This is a genomic window from Kribbella sp. VKM Ac-2571 (genome assembly GCF_004362255.1).
Classification (GTDB): domain Bacteria; phylum Actinomycetota; class Actinomycetes; order Propionibacteriales; family Kribbellaceae; genus Kribbella; species Kribbella pratensis.
Map to the genome: position 1 here is coordinate 136,836 of NZ_SNWS01000023.1, position 17,496 is coordinate 154,331.

Below are 17,496 nucleotides of genomic sequence, written 5' to 3' on the forward strand. Positions count from 1 at the left end.
CGAGTTCCCTTCATTCGCTGGGGTGCTGGACGAGGATTTCCTTCAGGGCGTCGACGAAGGCCAGCGACTCGTCGTACCCGCGCTGCCACACGTTCCGCCCGAAGATCAGGCCCAGACCGCCGGCGTCCATCGCGTGCTCCGCCTTGCGGAACATCGCGTCGTCACCGGCCTTCTCGCCGCCGGAGACCAGGACCAGCGTGCGGTTCGCGGACCGGACCACGCCGTCGATCGCCTGCTGCGGGGTGAAGATCTCCTCGTAGGGCGGCTTGACGTTGTCCCGCTTGGCGGGGTGCGGGAAGTTCACCTTCACGACGTCCGCGCCGAGTTCACTTGCGACCCTCGCGGCGTAGTCGACGGCGTAGAACGAGTCCTTGCCGCCCTTCGCCTCGATGGCTTCGCCCCGCGGATACGCCCAGACGACCAGCGGCATCCCGAGCCGTTCGGCGTCCGCGCGGATCGTCCGGTACTGCGCGAAGTCGGCTTCCTGCGCCGGCGATCCGACGTACAGTGTGTAGCCGACCGCGTCGGCACCGAGCCGTACGGCGTCCTCGACACTCGCGTGCACCGGCGACAGGGCCGCCGCGTCCGACGGGATGTCGGTCTTGCCGTTCAGCTTGAGGATCAGCGGGATCTCACCGGCGTAGTCCCAGAAGAACTTCTCCGCCAGCCCGATCTGGATCGCGACACCGTTGAACTCACCGGCGACCGCCAGCTTCATGATGTACGCCGGGTCGGACGCCTTCGGGTTCGCGAAGAAGTCGCGCGGCCCGTGCTCGAGCCCTTGGTCGTACGGCAGGAACAGCGCCGTACCGTTCCGCAGGCCGTGGTCGAACAGGATCCTGCGCAGCCGGGCCTTCTTCCCGGTGCTCAGGCCGAGCTCGTTCAACGATGCCCGTTTCTGCATGATCATCATCTCCCACTACCAATCTCGCCCTGCGGGGCCGGTAAAGGCAGAGCCCTCGGCCCTTGATCCGCAGGGACCTTCGGCCACCCTTCTCAGCCAGCTGTGTGGTGAGTCCGCGGCCTGTTGGCTGTGTAGACCGCTGCCGTGACGAGCAGCGCACCCACTCCCAGCAGCACGAGCGGGGCCGCCAGGTCTCCCGGGAACCACTCGTTGACCACGGCCGGCAGGATGTTCAGCGCTCCGACTGCGCCGACCGCGAGCAGCAGCAGGTCATGGATCACGACCGCCACGACCACCAGAGCAACGACGGTGCAGAGCGCGAGCACCATCCCGGCGTCAGCCGGCAGCGTCATCGCAGCGCCGATCAGAGCTGCGATCGCGGCCAAGGCGAGCACCGGCCGTCGCGGCTTCACCGTGCCGAGCCAACCGAGCAGGAACCAGATCACGCCGATCCCCCAGACCGCGAGTCCCGGAACGTGTGGGCTGCTGGTCAGCTGTGCCACCGCAGCCCCGGCTGTCACCATCGTCGCCACGAAGAACGCCGCTTGCTGGGCAAGGACCGGCAGACGCCACCAAAGCGCCGCAGCCAGTACTCCTGACACCGATCCGGTGACCAACACGTTCGCCGAGCCGTCGAGCTCGAGCACGCGATGCGCGAACAGGGCCGCGAACGCCGCGGCTCCGGCAGTCGACAGCAGCCAAAGAACCGACCGCAGCCGCACGCCCGCACCGCTGCGCGATCGTGGGATCGCGCCTCCGGCCAGGAGCAGGCCGGCCGCTGTGCCGCCGACAACACCGAGTTGAGCGTTCTGCGGCATCGACGCCCAGTACCGCGCGCAGATCAGACCGGCAGCGACCAGGACGATCACGCCACCGAGGTACGCGAGTCCCTCCGCGACCAGCGACGAACGCTGGAGAGCGGTTTCTGGACCGCTCGGCTCGGTCGGCCGTACGTCGGGTTGCCGAGCCCCGGGCGCGCCGACATCAGCACGCATCCGGTCGGCCTGGGCCGGGGTGATCACGCCCTCGGCCAGCCAGCGATCGATCAGGTCCGGCACATTCGGCAGCGCCGGCCGTCCGTCAATGGATGCCCTCATATCTCCACCCTCGGTCGCGCCGTGCCGGCCCGGCAGGGCCGAACGTCCTGTGCGCGCCCGGCTGACGGCCGTGGTCCAGGTCCTACCGCACCACAGCGACCGGGCAGGCGGCGTCATGGAGAACCGCGCGGCTGACCGAGCCCAGCAGGAGGCTGCGGATCCGTCCTCGGCCGCGGGAGCCGACGACCAGCAAGCCGGCGTCGCGGGACTCGTCCAGCAGGACCTTCGACGCCGATCCGTGGACGAGCTTCTCTGTGGTCTGCACGTCCGGATGATCGACACGCCGGCCGGCCACCGCCTCGCCAAGAACCGCGGCGCTGTCTTCCTCGAGCGCATCGATGTCGTACACGGGGAATTGCATGTCGCCCGGTCCCACGCTCGCCGGGTCGTGCCACGCGAGCACGGCCCTGACGGACGCTCCTGTCTGCTCAGCGAACTGGAACGCGAAATCGATCGCCTTCCGGCTCTGCTCCGATCCGTCCACGCCGACGACCACCTCGCCCGACCGGGGCGACCATCCCGCCGGCACGGCGACCACGGGGCACGAGGCGTGGGTCGCGAGGTGCGCCGCCACTGACCCCTCGGCGAGCTCACGGACCTCCCCGAGACCTCGGGAGCCGAGCACCAGCAAGGATCCAGCGGCTGCTTCACGCAACAGAATCGGCACCGGATCACCGACCGACACCTCGGCCTCGATCGCGACGCCTGGATACTCGGCGCGGACGTCTCGGCAGGACTTGTCCAGCAACCGCTCCGCGGCACCCCAGAGCACATCCCTGCCGACCAGGACCGCGGTACCACCGGTACTGCGCAGGATCGGCCACGGCATCACATGGACCATCCGGATGCCGCACCCGAGGAGTTGCGCCGTACCAGCCGCCCAGCGAGCAGCCGCATCACTCGCCGACGACCCGTCGCACCCGACCACGATCGACCGGCCACCCGTCTCCACCGCACCGAACTCGTCCACGAGATGCCCTTTCGCCTGCGCGTACGTCACGTCACGATCGTGACGCCGACGACATAGCAGGCAGCAGGGACCAACGACCCCGGTTCACACCCCATTCGACCTGTCCACTGGAATCGCGCGATGTGCTATTCGGTAGCACATGGTGCCACACTGGGGTATCGTGGATGCATGACCGGACAGCCGGAGATCACCCAGCGCGACCTGCGCACGAAGTCCAAAGAGATCATGGACGCCGTCCAGAGCGGCCAGTCCTTCACCGTCACGCGCGATGGGCACCGGATCGGCGAGCTCGTCCCCTTGCGACGCCGGCGGCGCTTCGTCCCGCGCGCCGAGTTCGCCGCTATGTCCCGGACTGCCCCCGACATCTCCGTCGACGCCTTCCGCGCTGACCAGGACGCCACCGCCGACCAGCAACTGGACGACCCCTATGCCCGCTGAGTACCAGCAAGGTCTCCTGGACACGAACATCATGATCTTGCGCAAGTGGGTCGATACCGCTGAGCTCCCGTCGGAGATCGCGATCAGTGCCATCACGCTGGCAGAGCTCTCGGCGGGTCCCCACGAGGTCCGCGGCAACGACGTACAGGACGACTACGACGAGCACGCAGAGCGCGCCCGGCGGATGGATGTCCTCCAGCGCGCCGAGAACGAGTTCGATCCCATCCCCTTCGACGCCGAAGCGGCCCGTATCTATGGCAGAGTCTGCGCCGCCGTCGTGGGCGCGGGCCGCAAGCCGCGGCGTCGAGTCGCCGACCTGATGATCGCCGCGATCGCCATCGCCGAGGACATCCCCCTCTTCACGACGAACCCAGACGACTTCAAGGGACTCGACGGCCTCCTCACCGTTGTCCCTGTTACCCGACCGAAGACAACCCGCAGCTGACCCGGCCAGGTCAGAAGCGTTCGCGGAGCATGGTGATGGCTCCGCTTGGGCATTCGGCGGCGCAGAGGCCGCAGCCTTTGCAGAAGTCCAGGTCGATCTCGTAGCCCTGGCCGGGGCCGAGCTTGATGATGGCGTTGTCGGGGCAGACGCCGAAGCAGTTGTCACACTCGAGACAGTTGCCGCACGACATGCAGCGGCGAGCCTCGAACAGCGCGTTCTCGGCCGTCAGCCCTTGGGTGACCTCGTCGAAGGATGTGATCCGGCGCGCGGCGTCGAGCTGCGGGCGGAGCGTGGCCGGCGCGTCCGCGTAGTACCAGGTGTTCAAGCGGTCGTACGTCGCCAGTTCGGGCCGGTCCGGGTGTTCGTACGTCGCACCGCGCAGCCAGGCGTCGATGTTCCGCGCGGCCTGCTTGCCGTGCCCGACGGCAACCGTGACGGTCCGCTCGCCCGGCACCATGTCGCCGCCGGCGAACAACCCGGTGCGACCGGTCATCATCCGCTCGTCGACCTGCACCACTGCGTCGACGATCGCCACATCGGGAAGATCCTGCACCAGCGCGAGATCCGCCTGCTGACCGAGCGCCAGCACCACCGAGTCCGCGTCCAGCTCCTCGAACTCACCGGTCGGCTGTGGGAACCCGGAGTCGTCGAGCCGCATCTTCTCGATCCGGACGCGGTCGGCACCGGCGTACACGATGGTCGACAGCCACCGCATCCGGACACCCTCGTCCAGCGCCTCGCGGACCTCGATGTCGTGCGCCGGCATCCGCTCGCGGGTACGCCGGTACACCACGATCGCGTCCGAGGCCCCGAGCCGGCGTGCCGTCCGGGCGACGTCCATCGCGGTATTGCCACCGCCGTACACCGCGACCCGTCGACCGAGCAACGGCTTCTCGCCCTTCTCCAGACCGGCGAGCATCGAGACCGCGTCCACGATCCGTGCCGAGTCGCCGGCCGGAATGTCCGCGCGCCGCCCGATGTGTGCACCGACTGCGAGGAAGACCGCGTCGAAGTCGACGAGCGCATCATCGAGGTCGGTCACCGGCGTACTGAGCTCGAGCCGCACACCCAGGTCGACGATCCGCCGGATCTCGGCGTCCACCACGTCACGCGTCAGCCGGTACGCCGGGATGCCGTAGCGCATCATCCCGCCGGCCGCCGGCGAGTCGTCCCGCACTGTCACCTGGTGACCGCGCAACGCCAGGTGGTACGCCGCCGACAACCCGGACGGACCCGCTCCGACCACCAGCACGTTCTTGCCGGTCGGCGGTGCCTCGACAACGACCGACCAGCCCTGGCTGATCGCCTCGTCGCCCAGGAACCGCTCGATCGAGTTGATGCCGACCGGCTGGTCCAGCGTCGCCCGGTTACAGGCGGTCTCGCACGGCCGGTAGCAGACCCGGCCCATGATCGCCGGGAACGGATTGTCGACCATGATCTGCCGCCAGGCGGCCTCGTAGTCACCTTGTTCGGCGAGCGCAATCCACTCCTGCACGTTCTCGCCGGCCGGGCACGCGTCGTTGCACGGCGGCATCCGGTCGAGGTAGACCGGGCGCTCGGTGCGCCACGACCCGGTCTTGTTCGCCAGGCTGGAGCCGACGTCCAGCGTGATCGCGTACGGATGGCGACTGGTTGCCTCGGACATCTAACTCACCTCGGTGGTCTCGGTCAGGCCGAACGTCCGGATGTTCCGGTCCGCTTCCGCCTGGATGCTGCTGATCACGTCGTCGCGCGGCGTGTCGCCGAACAGGTGCGCGAACCGGCCCTGCGGTCGCAGATAGTCCTCGACCGGACGTAGCCGCCGGATCCGGGTCACATCGGTCACCTCGCCGTCGACCGCCTCGAAGACCGGAAAGCTGCCGGTTTCGGTGGCCAGCCGGGCGATCTGGATGGTCTCGCTGGAGGCGGTGCGCCACCCCAGCGGGCACGGCACGAGGACGTGCAGGTACCGCGCACCGTGGAAGTCCATCGCCCGGGTCGCCTTGTACTCGAGGTCGCGCAGGTCCGCGACGGTCGCCGTGGCGACGTACGGAATCCGGTGCGCCATCGCGATCAACGGCAGGCTCTTACCCTGCCGGAACGAGTTCCCCGCCGGTGTCGTCGTAGTCAGCGCGCCGTGTGGCGTCGCGCCGGACCGCTGTACGCCGGTGTTCATGTAGCCACCGTTGTCGTAGCAGACGTACAGCACGTCGTCGTTGCGCTCGAACATCCCCGACAGACACCCGAGGCCGATATCGACCGTGCCACCGTCGCCGCCCTGCCCGACCACCCGAACGTCAGTACGGCCCTTCGCCCTCAAGGCGGCCGCGACACCGGTCGCCACAGCCGGCGCGTTGCCGAACAGCGAGTGCAACCACGGCACCCGCCACGACGACTCCGGGAACGGAGTGGAGAACACCTCCAGGCAGCCGGTCGCGTTCACCGTGACCGCACGGTTGCCGGTGGCACGCATCACCGCGTCGAGCACATACCGTGCGCCCAGTGCCTCACCACAACCCTGGCAGGCCCGATGTCCCGTGGTCAGCGAGTTGGTCCGCGCGGCATCGGCCTGCACGGATCGCAGGTCCGGGTCCAGCAGCCGGTTCCCGACCGCGAAACTTCCGGTCTGGTAGAACTTGATCCGTTGTACTGGCATGGCTCGCTCCTCTCAGCTCAGCTCGCGCTCGACCACGTCACGCTTGAGATCGAGGAAGGTCAGCGGTTCGAGCCGATCCGCGACGGCGTCGGCGAACAGCGCACGTAACGACTTCTTCGTGACCGGCCGGCCGCCGAGTCCCGCGATCACGGTGGTGATCGGTGTCTCCGGCACACTCCCGCGGACGTCGGCCGTCACGATCCCACCCATCCCGGCCGCGACAGCGCGCTCCAGTACGACGACTCGTCGTGCGCCGCGCAGCGCTGCCCGCAAGGCGTCGTACGGGAACGGCCGGAAGGTCGTCAGCCCCAGGACTCCGATGCTCACGCCCTCGGCGCGCAGCTCGTCGACCGTGTCCTTGATCGTGCCCAGCACCGAGCCGAGCGCCACCACGACCGTCTCGGCCCCCGGGTCGCCGTACGGCGTCATCAGACCGCCGGAGCTCCGCCGGAAGGTTGTCGCGAACTCGTCGGCAACCCGGGGAATCACCTCGAGGGCTCGAAGATGCTTCGCGTGCGCCAGGTACCGGACCTCCGTGAACGCGTCCGGACCGACCATCGCGCCGATCGTCATCGGATCGTCCGGATCCAGCACCTGCCGCGGCTCGTACGGAGGGAGGAAGCTGTCCACCTGTTCCTGCGACGGTACGTCGATACCCTCGACCGCGTGCGTCAGGACGAAGCCGTCCATGCACACCATCACCGGCAACGACAGCTCCTCCGCGATCCGGAACGCCTGGACATGCAGATCGGCCGCCTCCTGGTTGCTCTCGGCGTACAGCTGGATCCAGCCCGAGTCGCGCTGCGACATCGAGTCGCTCTGGTCGTTCCAGATGTTGATCGGGGCACCGATCGCACGGTTCGCGACCGTCATCACGATCGGCAGACCGAGTCCGGAGGCGTTGTAGAGCGCTTCGGCCATGTAGAGCAGCCCCTGGCTGGCGGTCGCCGTGTAGGCCCGTGCGGCGGCCGCGGAGGCGCCGATGGCCACCGACATCGCGCCGAACTCCGACTCGACGTTCACGAACTCGCACGGCGCCAGCTCGCCGGACGCCACGAACACGCTGAGCGCTTCGACAATGTGCGTCTGCGGAGAGATCGGATACGCACAGACCACCTCGGGCCGGCACCGTGCGACGGTCTGCGCGACCGCGCGCGAGCCTTCAATCTGTGAGCGCATGAGCGGCCTCCTCGAGGGATCGGCGAGCCAGGGCGTACGCGTCGCGGATCGCCGCGACGTTGCCGGCGGCAACGGAACCGGAGAACCGCTCCTGCACGGCCGCGACGACCGACTCGACCCGCACCTGCGCCGTGAGCGCCGCGAAGGCGCCCAGCAGTACGGCGCCCGGCAGCGGACGGCCGAGGTGGGTGAGCGCCAGCTCGGTCGCCGGAACGGTCAGCACCCGCCTACCGGCCGGGTCCAGACCGAGTTCGGTCAACGATCGGGACGTGTTGACGAGCAGAAAGCCGTCGGGCCGGAGACCGGCCAGGACGTCGGGCTGATGAATCAACGTCGCGTCCTGAACGATCACCGCATCCGGCGCGGCGATCGGTTCGTGGCTCCGGATCGGCTGATCGGCGATTCGGCAGAAGCCGACCACCGGCGCACCGGTCCGCTCCGAGCCGAAGGTCGGGAACGCCTGTGCTTGCCGACCTTCGGCGAACGCCGCGACCGACAGCAACTCGGCGGTCGTGACTACTCCCTGGCCGCCGCGGCCGTGGATCCGCACCTCGAACATGGCGGTCACCGGTACTGTGAAGCGGAGGTCTCGAGGACGGATCGGCCACGCGCCACGATGGTCACGGCAGGAGCGACACCCGGACGGACCTCGATCACGTAGAGCTCACCGGACTGCCCGTCCTTCGCCCAGTCGAGTGTCGTCGGACGGCGGAAGTGCTTGTCCGCCACGACCGACCACCGGGCGAGTTCCTGAAGCTCGTCGTCGGTCAGCACGAGGGTGGTTCGTTCGGCGGGCGTCGTCGGCACAGGCCGGGTCCCGCGTGGGTCGGCGTACACGGTCTTGGTGAGCTTGGCGCCACGGTGCCGCACGATCAGCGGGCGCGCGCCGGGGTGGACCGAGTACAGGTCGGCATCGGCCGCGGGTGGTTCGCCCAGGCCCCAGGACGCGCGGACCCGGACGAAGGTGTTCTCGCCGCGGGCCGTGCCCGAGCCGCCGAGGTCGGCACGGACCATCCGCTGCACGGTCACCGGCATCGCGACCTTCAGGTGGTCGATCCCCTCGGCTTCGCGATTGCCAACGGCAACGGTGTTGTACAGCGACGCGAAGCAGCGCCGGCAGGCCGCCACGACGTCGGCGCCAGTGGTGAGGTGCAGGAACACGTCGTCCCGCACGGCGTCCGCGAACGTCACCGGGCTGCAGCGAACTGCGACCTCCGTGCCGTCACCACCCAGTTCCTGATAGGCGTCCAGGATCTCGTCGACCACAGTCGCGGGCATCGACGCGTCCCGGAAGGCCGAGCGGATCTCCGCTGCTGCCACGCCCAGATCGCGACCGGCGCGGAACCTGCGGATCTCCTGCGCGATCGTCGGGGCGAGCCCAGCTTGGTGGACGAACTCGCGGTACGCCGTGGCAGTCACCGCGAACCCCTCGGGGACGCGGATGCCTTCACGGGCCAACTCGGCCAGCCGGGCTGCCTTCACACCGATCTGCTCCGGACCCGCCCCGACAGCGGACTGCATCGGTTCACCGTCGAGTCGTACGACGTACTCGCTGTTCATCTCATCCTCCTGAACTGCTCACAGTGAGGCGGCGACGAGCTCGGTCAGGTCGACCAGGCGGCTCGTGTAGCCCCACTCGTTGTCGTACCAACCGAAGACCTTGACCAGGTGGCCCTGGACCTGGGTGAGCTGCGCGTCGAAGATGCACGACGCCGGATCACCGACGATGTCCCGCGACACGATCGGATCCGTCGTGTAGCGCAGAATTCCCTTCAGCGGACCGGCCGCGGCGTCGGCGAACGCCTGGTTCACCTGCTCGACCGTGACCGTTTCCGAGAGCTCCACCGAGAGATCGGTGAGCGATCCGTCCTCGATCGGAACCCGGACCGCGACGCCGTCGATCTTGCCGGCCAGCTCCGGGATGACCAGGCCGACCGCGCGGGCCGCGCCGGTGCTCGTCGGGATCAGGTTGGCGGCGCCGGAGCGGCCGCGCCGCAGGTCCTTGTGCGGGGAGTCCAGCAGCACCTGGTCGTTGGTGTAGCTGTGGATGGTGGTCATCAGGCCGCGCTCGATGCCGAACGCCCGGTGCAGCACCGACACCATCGGCGCGACGCAGTTCGTCGTGCAGGAGGCGTTCGAGATGACGTTGTGGGTCGCCGGGTCGTAGTCGTCCTCGTTGACGCCGAGGACGACGGTCGTGTCGACGTCCTTGCCGGGAACCGACAGGATCACCTTGCGGGCACCGGCCGTCAGATGCGCGCCGGCTGCTTCCTGAGTGCGGAACTTGCCGGTCGACTCGATCACGATGTCGGCGCCGACCGCGGCCCAGTCGAGCTCGGCCGGGTCACGCTCGGCGGTCGCCCGCAGGGTCCGGCCGCCGACCGTGATCGTGTTTTCGGTGTGACCGACCTCCTCCTTCAAGGGGCCGTACGTCGAGTCGTAGCGGAGCAGGTGCGCGAGCGTCGCCGGTGCGGCGACGTCGTTGATCGCCACCACCTCGATGCCGCTCGACGTCCGTTCGAGCACGCAACGCAGGTAATCCCGCCCGATGCGCCCGAACCCGTTGATCCCAACCCGTACGCTCATGATCGACCCTTCAGTCGGTGGTATCCGTCGTTCTCATTCCACCCGCGCCGACGGTGGGGCTTGCAGGGGCGAAGGTCCTGCCTTCGGTGGCCGGACGACCGCCAGCACTACGAGGAGCAGGCCCAGCACGAGCGTCACGCCCGCGCTCGCGAGCACCACGATCCAGGCCCATTCGAGAGCCGGCGCGGTGGCACCGACGTCCGCTCGGACGCTCACGTTCCCACTGCCGTCGGCGGCCATCACGACGAGAGTCCAATCGCCGTTCTCGACCGGCCAGGTGATCGTCTGTTCTCCCGGACCGGAGGCCTGGACACGCCAGATGTGCAGCGCGGTCGGTCCCGTCGACGGCGCGCCGCCGGCGTGATCGTCGTACGTCGTGTTGTTCGGACCGATCGCCTTCACGGTCGTGTAGCCGACGCCGGCCAGGTAGGTGGCCACATCGGCCGACCTCGCGAGACCGACAAAGACGGGTGCGCCCCCGGTCGAGGCCACGCGCAGTCGCGCGTCACCGAACCAGCTCCGCGGAACCGTCGTCGCACCGACGTCGATCGTGAACCTTTCACTGGTCAACGCGTAGCCCGACGTGGACATCGCCACTTGACCCGACGTGACGAAGCCCGCCGAGTCCCGGCGACCCTCGTCGAGCCAGGCCAGAGCTCCGCCGACCGTCAGGCCGACGACGGACGCCAGCGTCACGACGACGCCGAGGACGAGAGCGACAATCCGTCCGGCCGACATCCGCGGCGCCGAGCCCGGCGACGGTGCGCCGGCCGGCGGCGTGCTGGAGGGCGGCGGGCCGGCAGGCCGCGTGCTGGGAGGCAGCGGCTCGTGGAGTCTCGTCGTACCGGGGTCGTCGCCGCCCATGTCCAGGCGGAACGGCGGGTACTGGTCGACCATCAGCCCGGCGTATGCCGCGACGCGCAACGCCCACCGGTTCATGCCGAGCACCAGATCGAAGACCGACCGTGGGTACCGCCCGGTGAACAGCAGGATGATTGCCGCGATGAGGACCAGCAGTCCGACCAGACCACCACTCCAGGCCCACGCGCGATCGTCGGCCTGGGTCGCGAACCACGTCCCGGTACCGACGAAGAAGCCGACCACGATGTAGTGCGGGATCGCCAGCAACCACCACTTGACCAGCACCAGGCCGCGGGACAGGTGCTCCGGGTACTTCACCTCGAGGTGCGCCGGATAGTCCGGGACCTCGCGCAACGTGAACGGCGGGTACTTGTCCGTGCCCAGAGCGCCGTACGAGTAGAACTGCACCCGCCACGTCCATCGCATCACTCCGACGTTGAAGTCGAAGATCCCGCGCGGGTACCGGCCGGTGAACAGGATCGCGAAGAACGCCACGAAACTCACCAGCGCGAACGCGATCCACAACACCGCGAGCACGAACAGGTGCGGAATCACCAGCACCCACTTCACCAACCACAACCAGCGATTCAGCCGATCGTCGAGCGCCCCGTCCACCCGGACCGGGTACGTCGTGGTACTCATCGCGTCCTCCAGTCACTCGTCCGTCGCAGCAAGCATCAGGCGATCGCGGCCAGACCAGCAGAGTCGAAGGTCCTGCCCAAGCCACGTCCTGCTGCCCTGACCGACCTCCCGGCACCGATGGACGGTGGAAGTGACTACAAGGAGGTCGTCATGGACGACAAGACAGTTCTCGACGAGAGGGCGGTCGACCACATCGATCCGCCAGGCATTGACGACGAACTACGCGAGCAGGCGGTCGCCGAGCTGCGCAAGCGGCGTGAACTCGCCGCCCATCTCATGGCGTTCGTTCTGGTGAACACCTTCGTGGTGATCATCTGGTACGTCACCGGAGCCGGCTTCTTCTGGCCGGTCATCCCGATCTTCGGCTGGGGCATCGGCGTCGTCTTCCACACGTGGGACGTGCTGTGGCCTGAACCCACGGAGAGCTCGATCCGCTCCACCATGGACCGCATCGCCCGCCGCCGCTGACAAGTCGCCCGGACGCGTTGCTCCGGACATGGTGCCCGGAGCCGGTCTGGACACAGGGGCCCGGTTCGCAGGAAGGGCCGTCCGTCTTGACGACGGTGAGTCTCGTGGCCTTGTGGCCACCGCTTCCTGATCCGCTTCCGGCGATCCGGTACTTCCCCTGTAGTTCTAGGTTCGCGTAGCGAGTGGTCGTCGGTCAGGGTCCAAGGTCCCGACCTCGCTGGACCACCTGGCCCCGATCACTCGCGGATCAGCACGTCCTCGACAGCGCGCCGCGGCGTCGGCGGCACCGGCCGACCGTAACCGAACCGGATCACGGCCTGCGGCCGCTGCCATGGACCGAGTGGATCGTTGATCTGCACCCGGAGCTCTTCGTGCTCGATCGCCTGATTCAGCAAGGACGTCGACAATCCACGGGCAGTGGCCTCCAGCAGTACATGCTCGAGTGCCTGTCCCGCCCGCAGCCACTCGATCGGACCGTCGTACCGGGTTGCGAGCACCGCTAGCTGCGGTTCCCGTTCGAAGGCGGCCACCGGACGCACCGCATCGGTCTCCGTGGCCGCCAGATCGCGTACGACGGGACTCCCGCCGGCGGCCCGCGAGCCGAGGGCACTGGACGGCACCCCGTCGCTTTCCCGGTGCCCACCGACCCACTGCCGTCGCTCCGCCGTCCGCGCCGCGTCCTCGTCGTCCGCCGCCACCGCGTCGTTAGTTGCGATCTGCAACCACCAACGCCGGGACGGCTTGTCGATCCACTGCAGCACGGCGCCCTCGACCCGTGCACACAGGTCGAGCTCGACGCGGGCCTGTGCCGACAACCGCTCATCAGTGAACGGCTCCCGGTTCGTGCGACGTTCGGTCAAGTACGGCGCCAGCGCGGCCAATGGCTCGCCCGGCGACAAGCTCAGTTCCACAACCGCCACCAGATCCGGCAACCGCTGATCGACCAGGTGCCGTACCTCCGAGCCCATCCCCCGCGCCGCGGCCGCAACCCGCAGGTTGAAGATCGAGGCTCCGAGCGACAGGAACAGCATCCGGCGCAACGGATCCTCGGCCGGCAACTCCCGCTCCCGCACCCGGAACACCTGCACCGTCCGCTCCACGAACCGGAACCGCCACGGCTGCGTGTTGTGCATCGACGGGGCCAGGACAGCCGCCCGCAGCAGCGCCTCGCGGTCAGCCAAGGAAAGTCCCGTTCTCTTCATTCCCCCAGTGCAGGCCCGAGGGCTCCAGGACCTGTAGAGGCGAAAGACCCGTCCGCGGCGTGACTCCTGGGATCCCGGCGGCCGAGGGTCCAAGGTCCCGCCTCGAAGGGACCGATCGGCCGGTGCGAATCGTGGCCCCGGAGGTCGATGATTCAGATGACATCGGCTCAGGAGGCGAATCGTGGGCGCACAGGTCAGGGCGGTGCCATGGGTCCGGCAGCTGGTGATCGACACCGGCCGGGCGGCACGACGCAGACACGCCATCCACGGCCTCTTCGAGGTCGACGTCACCTCGGCGCGGGCGGCCTTGCGCGCGGACGGCGCCTCGCACCTCTTCACGGCGTTCGTGATCCATTGCGTCGCCACCGCGGTCGCCGCGGATGCCGGTATTCAGGCGTACCGAGACCTGCGAGGCCGTGAGGTCATCTTCGACCAGGTCGACGTCGGCCTGCCGGTCGAGGTCGACGTCGACGGGAAGCCGTTCGCTTTCACCCACGTGCTGCGTGACGCGTCCCGGCGTACCGTCGAGGAGCTGCACGACGAGATCCACGCGGTCAAGACGGATCCACACCTGAGCCCGTCGGTCCGCAAGGCGCCCTGGGTGCACGTGTACCTGTTGCTGCCCGGATTCGTCCGGGTCGCGCTGCTCGGCGCACTGCACCGGCTGCCGCATCGCCAACAGGCTCTGGCCGGGACGGTGGGTGTGACCGCCGTCGGCATGTTCGGCGCCGGAGCTGGCTGGGGCATCGGCTTCCAGCTCCACACCCTGAGCATCGTGGTCGGCGGCATCGCCCGGCGGCCGATCTTCTTCCAAGGCGTACTCGTCGAACGCGAGTTCCTCCAGCTGACCGTCAGCGTCGACCACGACATCGTCGACGGCGCTCCCGCCGCCCGCTTCGTCGGCCGCCTCCGCGACCTGCTCCTGACCGGCGACGGAATTCATCGTCCCATCGCGTGGAAAGAACCGGCATGAGAAGCGAGCCTCGGGCGGCCGTCGGACCCGTCACGGCACCCTGGTGGCTGTGGCTGTCGGTGCCGATCGCTCTGCTCGGCGTCCCAGGCAGCGTGGCCGGCATTCTCGTCGACAGGATCTACGCGAACGAGACGACCGGCTGGCAGACCCAGGCGATCGGCCAGGACATCGCCAATCTGGTCGTCCTCCCAGTCATGCTGGTCCTCGCAGTGGCCGCCGCACGCGGCTCGGTGCGGGCGCTGGTCGCGTGGGCCGGGACGGTCGTCTATGCGGCCTACGCGTATGTGATCTATGCGTTCGCCATGCACTTCGGACCGCTGTTCCTGCTGTACGTCGCAGTCCTCGGACTCGCGGTGTGGGCACTGATCGGCTTCTTCGCGGACATCGACACAGCGCGCCTGCCGACGTCGCCGACCGGGCGGCTGAACGGGTCCGTGTCGGCGTTCCTGATCGTGATCGCGGCGGGCTTCGCGTTGCTCTGGCTGAGCCAGGACCTGCCGGCAATCCTGAACGGGGCGCCGCCGAAAGAGCTGCGTGATGCTGGTCTACTCACCAATCCGGTCCACGTGCTCGACCTGGCCCTGTTCCTCCCCGCAGCGATGCTCGCCGGCCTCCTGCTACGCCGCGGCCGTGCGTGGGGCCGGGTACTCGCGCCGATCGTGCTGTGCGCAATGGCCGGCATCAGCTTGGGCATCGTGAGCCTGACGATCGTCGCCATCGCTCGCGGCGAAGAAGCCTCGCCGGTCGTCGCCACGGTTCTGGGCCTGCTCGGCATCGCGCAAGCCCTCACCTGCTGGCGCTTCCTCAAATCCATGGGGTCGCGCATCCCGCTCGAGACGAGCTCTCCGCGCTAGAAGCCGATTCCCAACGCGGCCGCATCTGCGAGGCACGCTAGGGCTGGAGGACGACTGGAAGGAGTCGATCGTCATCATGCGTACTCACGACACCCATCCCCCGCCTGCCGACAGAGGCGGAATGGACCGACAGAGCAAGACCCTGCTCGGTTTGCTGCTGTTCAACGGCGTCAGCGCCGCGGCCGGAGGGCTCGCGCTGATGACAGAGTGGATCCCCGAGCAGGCGTCCTGGGTCCGGAACACCGATTTCCCCAGCAACTACTTCCCCGGCGTGATACTGATGGCCCTCGTCGGCGGCAGCTCCCTGATCGCCGCCACGGCCCTGGTCAAACGCAGCGACGGCCGGCACCTCGCCGCCATCGTTGCCGGGACCATCATGGTGTTCTGGATCCTCGGAGAAGTGGCCTCGATCCGTGGATTCCACTTCCTACAGGTGATCTACCTCGTGACCGGTGTGCTCGTCATAGTGTGGACGCCAGGACGCCACTGGTCGGATGCCCCATCGCCGGCTCAGCGCGTTCGGTCCCAGCCGGGGCGGGGGCGGTGGGTGCCTAGTTGGGTGTCGCGGCTGCGGTAGACGATGTAGGGGCGGGTGAGGTAGCCGAGCGGGGCGCTGAAGACGTGGACCAGGCGGGTGAAGGGCCACAGGGCGAACAACAGCATCGCGGCGAGGCCGTGCAGCTGGAATGTGAGCGGCGCATCGGCCATCAGTTCGGGGTGCAGCTGGAAGCGGAAGACACCGCGGAACCAGACGGAAACGCCTTCGCGGTAGTCGTAGTGCTCGAAGATGTTGGCGAACACGGTGTTGGCCAGCCCGAGCAGGATGACCGTCGCGAGGACGGCGTACATGGTCTTGTCCATCTTCGTGGTGGCGGAGAAGACCGGGCCGACGGTACGGCGGCGGTAGATGAGGATCGCCATACCGACCACGGTGCCGATGCCGGCGACAGCGCCGATCGAGACCGCCATGAAGTGGTACAGCCCTTCCGAGACGCCAACAGCTTCGGTCCAGGACTTCGGTACGCCGAGACCCATCACATGACCGAGGAAGACCGCGAGCAGACCGAAGTGGAACAGTGGGCTACCCCAACGAAGCAGCCTGTCCTCGTACAGCTGCGACGACCGTGTCGTCCAGCCGAACTTGTCGTAGCGGTAGCGCCAGAAGTGGCCCACGACGAAGACGGTCAGGCAGATGTAGGGGACGATGACCCACAGGAACGTGTCCATGCTCAGCGACCTCCGCGGTACGTCGGCATCGGCAGCGGTACTGGTGACGCGGGTCCGGTGTCGAAAGCGGCGCCGTACGGGGTGAGGCCGACCTCCTCGTCCGGAGGACCGTCGGCGATGAGCTTCTGCACGGCGTCGCGCTCGTTTCCGCGCAGAGGTGGAAGCGTTGCGGTGACGGCCTCGACGGCTCCGGCCCAGCGCGAACTGATGCCGGTCAAGGACAGACGAAGGACCTCGAGGCCGGCCCGGTACTCGAGCAGCAGGCGTCGGCCCTGTTCGTGATCGACGGTCGCGGCGTACTCCAGGACCACACAGAGGTGGTCGGGGAGTTCGCCGGGGTCGAGGTCGAGGCCGGACGCGAGATAGGTCTGCTTGAACCGCAGCAGCGCGCCGCCTCGTTTGCGCGTGTCGCCGTACAAGAAGTAGGTCAGGAACAGGTTGTGGCGGCGACGGTTGTCGAAGGTCTCGACGTAGTCGGACTCCAGCTCGGACAGCGGCGTTCCGGACAGATTGGTGATGGTTGCCCGGAGCAACTCTCCCACCCGGGACGGGAGTTCATGCGTCGCACGACTGATCAGCTCGAGCCGGTCGAGCAGTTGGCTGTCGGGATAGGCGAGCAGCAGCGACGCGGACTGCCAAGCGACCGTCAGCTGGTCGGCACGAAGCTTCATCACTCGTCCCCCTTCGGCGGGAACAGGCCCTGCGGGCTCCCCTTGCCGTCCCAGTTGAGCAGGTTGACGCGGGCGGCCTTGTCGTTCGGTGCCGCGAGGGTGTCCGAGGTCTGACGGTCCTGCAGCATCTGGAAGTTCTCGACGGCGATCGGTGTCGTTGCGCCGGATCCCTCGCCGAACGGACCGGAGCCGCCCATGCCGGGGCCGCCTTCGTAGTCCAGTGAACACGCGATCTCTTCGAGGTCGTGGGCCTGCTCGGCGTGTGCGGGTGGGATGACGTAGCGCTCGTCGTACTTGGCCAGCGCGAGCAGCCGGTACATGTCGTACATCTGCTCCTCACTCAT

General features: G+C 68.3%; 19 protein-coding genes and 1 pseudogene. 6 read left to right on the forward strand and 14 right to left on the reverse strand.

Going from position 1 to position 17,496, the window contains the following annotated elements:
* Positions 1 to 10: 10 nt before the first annotated feature.
* The 3 genes from EV651_RS37075 to EV651_RS37085 form a co-directional block, all read right to left on the reverse strand.
* Complete coding sequence (locus EV651_RS37075) at positions 11 to 904, reverse strand: class I fructose-bisphosphate aldolase (protein WP_133790124.1); 894 nt, start codon at positions 902 to 904, stop codon at positions 11 to 13.
* A gap of 92 nt (positions 905 to 996) precedes the next feature.
* The gene (locus EV651_RS37080) at positions 997 to 2,001 is read right to left on the reverse strand and encodes a DUF2157 domain-containing protein (RefSeq protein ID WP_166658916.1); all 1,005 of its coding nucleotides are present in this window, start codon (positions 1,999 to 2,001) and stop codon (positions 997 to 999) included.
* A gap of 82 nt (positions 2,002 to 2,083) precedes the next feature.
* Complete coding sequence (locus EV651_RS37085; RefSeq protein WP_133790128.1) at positions 2,084 to 3,001, reverse strand: universal stress protein; 918 nt, start codon at positions 2,999 to 3,001, stop codon at positions 2,084 to 2,086.
* Positions 3,002 to 3,139: 138 nt separating this feature from the next.
* Here EV651_RS37085 and EV651_RS37090 point away from each other — a divergent pair, with 138 nt between their 5' ends.
* Both EV651_RS37090 and EV651_RS37095 read left to right on the forward strand, forming a co-directional pair.
* Positions 3,140 to 3,409 carry a type II toxin-antitoxin system prevent-host-death family antitoxin gene (locus EV651_RS37090; RefSeq protein WP_133790130.1) on the forward strand — a complete coding sequence of 90 codons (270 nt, stop codon included), beginning with the start codon at positions 3,140 to 3,142 and terminating at the stop codon, positions 3,407 to 3,409.
* Positions 3,399 to 3,854, forward strand: a complete 456-nt coding sequence (locus EV651_RS37095) for a type II toxin-antitoxin system VapC family toxin (protein WP_133790132.1) — start codon at positions 3,399 to 3,401, stop codon at positions 3,852 to 3,854. The genes EV651_RS37090 and EV651_RS37095 overlap by 11 nt, the downstream gene beginning before the upstream one ends.
* 10 nt (positions 3,855 to 3,864) lie before the next feature.
* On the opposite strand, the gene EV651_RS37100 is transcribed toward EV651_RS37095, so the two are convergent.
* The 7 genes from EV651_RS37100 to EV651_RS37130 are packed head-to-tail and all read right to left on the reverse strand — an operon-like array spanning position 3,865 to position 11,757.
* Positions 3,865 to 5,499 (reverse strand): NAD(P)-binding protein, encoded by a 1,635-nt coding sequence (locus tag EV651_RS37100; protein ID WP_133790134.1) that lies wholly within the window; start codon positions 5,497 to 5,499, stop codon positions 3,865 to 3,867.
* Positions 5,500 to 6,489: a thiamine pyrophosphate-dependent enzyme gene (locus EV651_RS37105; RefSeq protein WP_133790136.1), complete on the reverse strand. Its 990-nt coding sequence runs from the start codon at positions 6,487 to 6,489 to the stop codon at positions 5,500 to 5,502.
* A 12-nt stretch (positions 6,490 to 6,501) separates the two neighbouring features.
* Positions 6,502 to 7,668, reverse strand: a complete 1,167-nt coding sequence (locus EV651_RS37110; RefSeq protein ID WP_133790137.1) for a transketolase C-terminal domain-containing protein — start codon at positions 7,666 to 7,668, stop codon at positions 6,502 to 6,504.
* Positions 7,652 to 8,227, reverse strand: coding sequence for a 2-oxoacid:acceptor oxidoreductase family protein (locus EV651_RS37115; protein ID WP_133790180.1), 576 nt, complete (start codon positions 8,225 to 8,227; stop codon positions 7,652 to 7,654). The genes EV651_RS37110 and EV651_RS37115 overlap by 17 nt, the downstream gene beginning before the upstream one ends.
* A gap of 5 nt (positions 8,228 to 8,232) precedes the next feature.
* Positions 8,233 to 9,228 (reverse strand): PEP/pyruvate-binding domain-containing protein, encoded by a 996-nt coding sequence (locus EV651_RS37120; RefSeq protein WP_133790139.1) that lies wholly within the window; start codon positions 9,226 to 9,228, stop codon positions 8,233 to 8,235.
* An 18-nt stretch (positions 9,229 to 9,246) separates the two neighbouring features.
* Positions 9,247 to 10,254: a type I glyceraldehyde-3-phosphate dehydrogenase gene (gene gap / locus EV651_RS37125; RefSeq protein ID WP_133790141.1), complete on the reverse strand. Its 1,008-nt coding sequence runs from the start codon at positions 10,252 to 10,254 to the stop codon at positions 9,247 to 9,249.
* Positions 10,255 to 10,287: 33 nt separating this feature from the next.
* A complete protein-coding gene (locus EV651_RS37130) occupies positions 10,288 to 11,757 on the reverse strand; it encodes a DUF4389 domain-containing protein (protein WP_133790143.1) in 1,470 nt (489 codons plus the stop codon).
* A 150-nt stretch (positions 11,758 to 11,907) separates the two neighbouring features.
* Between EV651_RS37130 and EV651_RS37135 the strand changes: the two genes are divergently transcribed.
* Positions 11,908 to 12,225 (forward strand): 2TM domain-containing protein, encoded by a 318-nt coding sequence (locus EV651_RS37135; protein ID WP_133790145.1) that lies wholly within the window; start codon positions 11,908 to 11,910, stop codon positions 12,223 to 12,225.
* A gap of 236 nt (positions 12,226 to 12,461) precedes the next feature.
* Here the strand turns inward: EV651_RS37135 and EV651_RS37140 are convergent, their stop codons facing one another.
* On the reverse strand, positions 12,462 to 13,427 hold the full coding sequence (locus tag EV651_RS37140) for a nitroreductase (protein ID WP_133790147.1): 966 nt from the start codon (positions 13,425 to 13,427) through the stop codon (positions 12,462 to 12,464).
* A 181-nt stretch (positions 13,428 to 13,608) separates the two neighbouring features.
* Between EV651_RS37140 and EV651_RS37145 the strand changes: the two genes are divergently transcribed.
* The 3 genes from EV651_RS37145 to EV651_RS37155 all read left to right on the forward strand — a co-directional run bounded on the left by EV651_RS37145 (position 13,609) and on the right by EV651_RS37155 (position 15,831).
* Complete coding sequence (locus EV651_RS37145; RefSeq protein WP_133790149.1) at positions 13,609 to 14,400, forward strand: 2-oxo acid dehydrogenase subunit E2; 792 nt, start codon at positions 13,609 to 13,611, stop codon at positions 14,398 to 14,400.
* Positions 14,397 to 15,254 (forward strand): hypothetical protein, encoded by an 858-nt coding sequence (locus EV651_RS37150; protein ID WP_133790151.1) that lies wholly within the window; start codon positions 14,397 to 14,399, stop codon positions 15,252 to 15,254. Before EV651_RS37145 ends, EV651_RS37150 begins: the two co-directional genes overlap by 4 nt.
* Before the next feature lie 121 nt (positions 15,255 to 15,375).
* A complete protein-coding gene (locus EV651_RS37155; protein WP_133790153.1) occupies positions 15,376 to 15,831 on the forward strand; it encodes a hypothetical protein in 456 nt (151 codons plus the stop codon).
* Here the strand turns inward: EV651_RS37155 and narI are convergent.
* From narI to narY, 3 genes and pseudogenes are all read right to left on the reverse strand, one after another.
* A complete protein-coding gene (narI, locus tag EV651_RS37160) occupies positions 15,765 to 16,481 on the reverse strand; it encodes a respiratory nitrate reductase subunit gamma (protein ID WP_133790155.1) in 717 nt (238 codons plus the stop codon). The two genes, EV651_RS37155 and narI, sit on opposite strands and share 67 nt — an antisense overlap.
* 2 nt (positions 16,482 to 16,483) lie before the next feature.
* Positions 16,484 to 17,152, reverse strand: coding sequence for a nitrate reductase molybdenum cofactor assembly chaperone (gene narJ / locus EV651_RS37165; protein ID WP_133790157.1), 669 nt, complete (start codon positions 17,150 to 17,152; stop codon positions 16,484 to 16,486).
* Positions 17,152 to 17,496, reverse strand: a pseudogene (gene narY / locus EV651_RS37170) (nitrate reductase subunit beta); the annotation flags it as partial. The pseudogene narY and the gene narJ, both read right to left, overlap by 1 nt.